Annotated in this window: 3 protein-coding genes; 1 reads left to right on the forward strand and 2 read right to left on the reverse strand. The window is 75.1% G+C overall.

Annotated elements, in window-relative coordinates:
* The coding region (locus tag VFZ20_RS14725; RefSeq protein WP_329684661.1) for an Ig-like domain-containing protein at positions 1 to 1,193 on the reverse strand (1,193 nt) is incomplete at its 3' end.
* A 343-nt stretch (positions 1,194 to 1,536) separates the two neighbouring features.
* Between VFZ20_RS14725 and VFZ20_RS14730 the strand changes: the two genes are divergently transcribed.
* Complete coding sequence (locus VFZ20_RS14730) at positions 1,537 to 3,339, forward strand: DUF4153 domain-containing protein (RefSeq protein WP_329684662.1); 1,803 nt, start codon at positions 1,537 to 1,539, stop codon at positions 3,337 to 3,339.
* Positions 3,340 to 3,550: 211 nt separating this feature from the next.
* Here VFZ20_RS14730 and VFZ20_RS14735 read toward each other — a convergent pair.
* Positions 3,551 to 5,829 (reverse strand): Ig-like domain-containing protein (locus tag VFZ20_RS14735; RefSeq protein WP_329684663.1); only part of this gene is annotated, 2,279 nt, incomplete at its 5' end.

The following is a 5,829-nucleotide window of genomic DNA, read 5'->3' on the forward strand; positions in this document are numbered from 1 at the left end:
GTCACCAGCCCGGCCGCGTCCACGGTGGCCACGGCCGGGTCGCGGCTGATCCACTGCAGCGGCTCCACCGCCCCGTTGCCGTATTCGTCCAGCGCGGTGGCCGCCAGTCGCGCCGTGTCGCCCAGCGCCGTCAGGGCCAGCGTTCCCGGGACGACGGTCACGCTCGCGGCCGGACCGGGGGCCGCCGTGGCGGTGAACACGGCGTCGGCGGCGCCCTGCACCCGCGCCGTCACCTGCTGCATCCCGGGCCGGGTGAACAGGGTCCAGGTGGTGGATGCGCGCCCGTCCGCGCCCGTCACCGAGACGGGCGGGGTGACCGTGCCGGAGAACGCGGCCGCCGTCCACGTGACCTGCGCCCCCGCGATGGGCTGGCCCAGCGACGTGCGCAGCTCCACCGTCAGCGGCTGCGCCGGGGCGGTGCCCACCGTGCCGTTCTGCGCGTCGCCCGAGACCTTTGCGAGCGTCGCGGCCACGGGCAGCCCCGCCGTGGCCGTGAACGTGGCCCGCACGGCGGGGCTGATGGCCGCCTCGGCCGTCTGCTGCGCGCCCAGGTCCAGCCCCAGCGTCCACTGCGTCCGGGCCACGCCGTCCGCCCCCGTCGTGGTGGTGCCGGGGGAGACGGAGCCGCCGCCGGCGGGGACCGTCCACACCACGGGGGCGCCCGCGACCGGGTTGCCGTGCGCGTCCGTCACCAGGGCTTCCAGCGAGTCGGCCACGGCCTGCCCGGCGCTCCCCGCGCGCGCGGCCGGCGCCCGCGCGGCGACGGCGGCGGGCACGTCCGCCAAGCCCGTGGCGCGAAAGGTGGCCAGGACGACGGGGGCGCCGCTCCCCGGGTCCACCATCCGGGCTTCCACGCGCTGGGTGTCGCCGGCCACCGTGCCCAGCGTCCAGCGGTTGCTGGCCTCACCCGCGGCGTTGGTCTGCGACGTGGCGGCGAAGAGGGTGCCCCCGCCCGCCGTGACGGACCAGGTGACCGTCTGTCCGGGGAGCGGGTCGCCGCCCTGGTCCGTCACGCGCACCACCAGGGCCGCGGGGAGCTCGTCGGTGACCGTGTCGCGCTGCAGGTCGCCGGAAACGGCCGCTCCGCGCGCCGGGTACTCAGGCCCGGGATCCACGGTCACGCCGTCGCCGCAACCGGCAAGGGCCAGCAGCGCGGCGGCAAGGACAAGGGGGGAAAGCCCGGTGCGGGTCATCGAACGTTGCCGTGGGAGAGGAAACGAGGGGTGAGCACAGGTACTGGCACACCAGGAAGTTACAGATGCCGGACGTGTCCGCACAGGGGCGAGACGGGTCGATACCAACGGGACACACTGTGAAGATGCGAATAAGGGTACATGCGCGGAGGGAGCGTCTCTCCACGGGTCGATCCCATTCGTTTCATGACACATGGAGCCGCGCCCGTCCCCACGCGTGCCGGGCGCGCCCGGGGCCGATGGGGCTGCAGCCGCAGCGGGTGTCCTTGCGCACGGACGCTCGCGGACGCCGATTCCCTCCGTCCGCCGCTTTTGCCCCTGCATCGCCCGGCCCCGGTCCACCGTGCCCAATCCCCTGACCCGCACCCTGCGCGCGTACGCCGCCGACGCGCGCGGGGCCTTTCGCACCGCCCCCGTGGAGGTGGCGCTGGGCGTGCTGCTGGCCGTCACGCTCTCCATCCAGGTCCGGAACAAGGGCTTCACGGAGGACGAGTGGCTGCGCGTGGCCGCCTCCGTGGCGCTCGCGTTCCCCCTCGTCCTGTCCCTGAGTGTGCTGGCGGCGCGCGGCGTCCTTCGCCCCGGGGCGCGCTGGGCCGGGACGGCGGCCGTCCTCGCGGCGTGCGCGGCGTTCGGCCTGTGGCTCATGCACGAGAAGCGTGATGCGGACGGCTGGCGCTGGATGCTGCTGTTCTCCGCCGCCGTGCTGCTGCCGGGAATGACGCCGGGCATCCCCTGGCGCGCGCGCGACCGGCGGCGCGGCTGGGCGTTCGGCTGGCGGCTGGCGCTGCGGCTGGTGGGCATCGGCCTGTACGCCGTCGCGCTGTACGCGGTGCTGGCCGGGGCCGCGAGCGCCGTCGTCTCCCTGTTCGAGCTGCGCAGGCCGGAGCACCTGTACGTGGACCTGGCGGGCGCCGTCTTCTTCGCCTTTGCGCCGTGGATCTTCGTGGGTGGCATCGAACGGCTCGACGCGCCGCCGCCGGCCGGGGTGCCGGAGGGCGTAAGCCGGCTGGGGCGATGGCTGTACGCGCCCGTGCTCGTGATCTACCTGGGCATCCTGTACGCGTACGCCCTCAAGGTGATCGCCACGGGCGACCTGCCGCGCAACCGCTTTTCGCCACTGGTGATCGCCGCGGGGATCCTTGGCCTGCTGGGCGCCGTGTTCCTGGAGCCCGTGCACGACGACGACGAGCACCGCGGCGTGTCCCTGCTGGTCCGCGTGATGCCCGTGCTGCTGCTTCCCCTGGTCCCGCTCGCGCTGTGGGCGCTGGGTGCGCGGGTGGACGAGTACGGGTGGACGGAGTTCCGCTACGCGCGCGTGGCCGTCGTCGTCGCCATCGGCGTCGTGGCCGTGCTGGGGACGATCCGCCTGGCGCGCCGGGGACGGCCCCTGCAGGGCACCGTGCCGGCCGTGCTCGCGGCCGTGCTCCTCCTGTCCGCCATCGGCCCGTGGAGCGCGTCCGCCGTGTCGCGCCGGGACCAGGCGTCGCGGCTGCGGGCGGAGCTTCGCCGGGCGGGGGTGGACCCGCGCCGGCTGCCGGCGGACAGCGTGGTGGTGGATTCCGCCGCGTTTCGCCGCATCGGCTCCCTCGCGCAGTACCTGGTGAGCGCGCACGGCGTGGGCGCGCTGCAGGCCGTGATCCCCGCCGTGCCGGACAGCACGCGCGGCGTGTGGGACCTGGTGGAGCAGCTGGGCCTGCGCCGCGGCTGCCGCCCGGACGAAGAGGTGGAGTCGTACCTGGAGTGGGGCAACGGCGTGCCGGGGCTGATCGGCGGAACGATGGTGCAGCTGGAGCTGCTGGAGTCGGCGGCGACGGACGCCGTGCTCACCCCCACGCTGCAAGCCTCGCTGCGGGGCGACCGGGTGCGGGTGACGACGGATGGATGGAGCGCGGAGGCGGACCTTTCGCGCTACGTGGCGCGGGCGCGGTCGCTGCCGGATGGATGCGGGCTCGTGGAGGTGCGGCGGACCGGGGAGCGGATGCCGGCCTCGGAGGCGCTGACGGACCTGCGCGACGCGTCGGGCGCCGTCCGCGGGCAGGTGCTGCTGACGCGGGTGCGGGTGGCCGGGGCGAACCCGAACGACTCGACCGCCCAGCAGGCCGGCATGCACGTCCGCCAGGTGAGCGGCTTCCTGGTCGTCCCGTGATGTCCTGGTGGAGGATCGGGTTCGAGGGGCAGGATCACAGTCTTTTGACGCGGAGCCGCGGAGGACAAGGGAGAGCCGCGGAGAAACGGCGACCTCCCTCCGCGGCTCCCGTTCCTCTCCGCGGCTCCCCGTGAAAACACGGTGGATGATGAAACCGGCCCCGGCAGTCGCGCCCGGGGCCGGTTTCCGTCATCCGCCGAATCAGCGGATGCTACCGCGTGCGAACCCGCACGGGCGCCGTGTGGCCGGAGGTGATCCACCCGTCGCCCAGCGACCCGTCGATCCCCGTGCCCCAACAGTAGACCCCGCCGTCCGTGGCCACGCCGCACGTGTGGTACGCGCCCGTGTCCAGGGCCGTGAAGGTGAGCGCGGGCGCCGCGCGCGCGGGCGTGTCGGTGGCATGCTCCACGCCCGTCGCGCCGTAGCCGCTGGAGCCCCAGCACCAGGCCTCGCCGTCGGGCGTGCGGGCGCAGACGTGCTGGAACCCGGCGCTGAGCGAGGCGAACACCCCGCCTCCCGGCACGGCCACGGGGCCGCCCGGCTGCAGGCAGTACGCCATTCCGCCGCTGGCCAGCCCGCAGGTGAAGTCGAACCCCGCGACGATCTGCACGAAGCGCATGCCCCCGCCGGCGGGCACGGGCGTCGTGCTGCAGGTGGGAAGGACGGGGTCGGCGCAGGTCGTGTCGCTCCCGGGGACGCCCGGCGACCCGGCCGGGTTGTATCCCCAGCAGTGCGCCGTGCCGTCCGCCGCGGACAGCGCACAGGCGTGCCGGCCCCCCATCGCCAGGTCCATGAAGGCGAGGCTGGACGCCACCTTCACGGGCACGGCGCTGCTGGCCGTGTCGCCGTTGCCCAGCAGGCCGTAGCGGCCGTTGCCCCAGCACCACGCCTCGCCCGCGGACGTCAGCCCGCACGCCGCCTGCGCGGCCACGGCCAGCTTGACGAAGCTGTGGCCGCCGGACACGGGCACGGGCACGGCGCGGTTCTCCCACGAGCCGTTGCCCAGCGCGTTGCCGTTGCCCCAGCAGTACGCGGCCCCGCCCGTGGCGAGCCCGCAGGTGGTGCCGCCGGCGGAGTTGGCCGTCTGCAGCTCCACGAACGACAGCCCGCCCGCCACCGGGGCGGGCAGGCGCTGCACCTGGCCCCCGCCCGTGCCCGCCATGCCGTAGCTGTTGCTGCCCCAGCAGTACGCGGCGCCGCCCGCGGCCACCGCGCAGCTCACCTGCGGACCCGCCTGCACCGTCTGCGCGCTGAAGCCGTTGAACACCTCCAGCGTTGACGGTTCCCCCGCCGTGCCCGACGTGGCCGTCACCAGGGCCGTGCCGGCCGCCACGGCGCGCGCCAGCCCCGAGGCGTCCACCGTGGCGACACTCGGGTCGTTGCTGGCGTAGGCCACGGGGGCGTCGTGGATCAGGTAATTGCCCGTGTCGCGCACGGTGGCGCCCAGCTGCACCTGCTCGCCCACCAGCAGGAACGCCGAGTCCGGACCCACGTTCACGCGGGCGGGCTGCTGCTGCACGACGGCCTCGATGGTGTCCGCCGCCCCGCCGTACGTGGCCACGATCCTCGCCGTCCCGTTCGTCACGGCGATGGCCCGGGCCGGCGTGGTGGAGCCGTCGACGCTCACGTGGTTGCCGGCCAGGCTCATCACCTGGGCCTGCACGGGGCCCGTGGGGTGCCCCAGCGCGTCGAACGAGCCGACGGTGATCCGCTGCGTCTGCCCCAGGTAGTTGAAGCGGATCTCGCGCGGATCGATGCGGATGCCCATGGGCGGCCCCGGCGTAGCCGTCGCCGCGAAGGCCACCGGCGCGAGCCCCGCCACGGACGCCTGCGCCGCTTGGTCGCCCAGCGCGGGGCCCAGGGTCCACCCCGTGCGCGCCCAGCCGGACGCGCTGGTCGTGGACGTCGCGGGGGAGACGCTGCCCCCGTCTTGCGCGCCCCACGCCACCGTCACGCCCGGGACGGGGTTGCCGTGCCGGTCCTGGACGCGGACCTGGAGCGAATCCGCCAACGGCTGTCCCGCGCCGCCAAAGACGGCCGCCGGCTCGCGAAACAGGGTGGCGGGCGCGTCGGGCACGGCCGTGGCGCGAAAGACGCCGAAGACGAGCGCCTGCCCCGTCTCGGGGTCCACGGCGCGGGCCTCCACCCGCTGGCTGTCGGCCGCGGAGGTGCCCAGCGTCCACCGCTCGCGCACCTCGCCGTCCTGGTTGGTCAGCGCCGTGCCGGCGAACACGCTGCCCCCGCCGCTGACGACGCGAAAGTCTACCAGCTGGTCGCGCACGGGGTGCCCGCGCTCGTCCGTCACGCGGATGACGAGGGGCTGGGGCAGCTGCTGGCCCACCGTGTCCTGCTGCGTGTCGCCGGACAGCACGTCCAGCCGCGCGGCCGGCCCCACGTCGGAGCCGGAGGGGGTGTCGCAGGCGCCGGCCGCCAGGGCCAGGGCGAACGCGGCGAGGGAAAGGCGAAGAAGCCGGGTCATGGGTACACCAG

The sequence above is a fragment of the Longimicrobium sp. genome, from assembly GCF_036280135.1.
Lineage (GTDB): Bacteria > Gemmatimonadota > Gemmatimonadetes > Longimicrobiales > Longimicrobiaceae > Longimicrobium.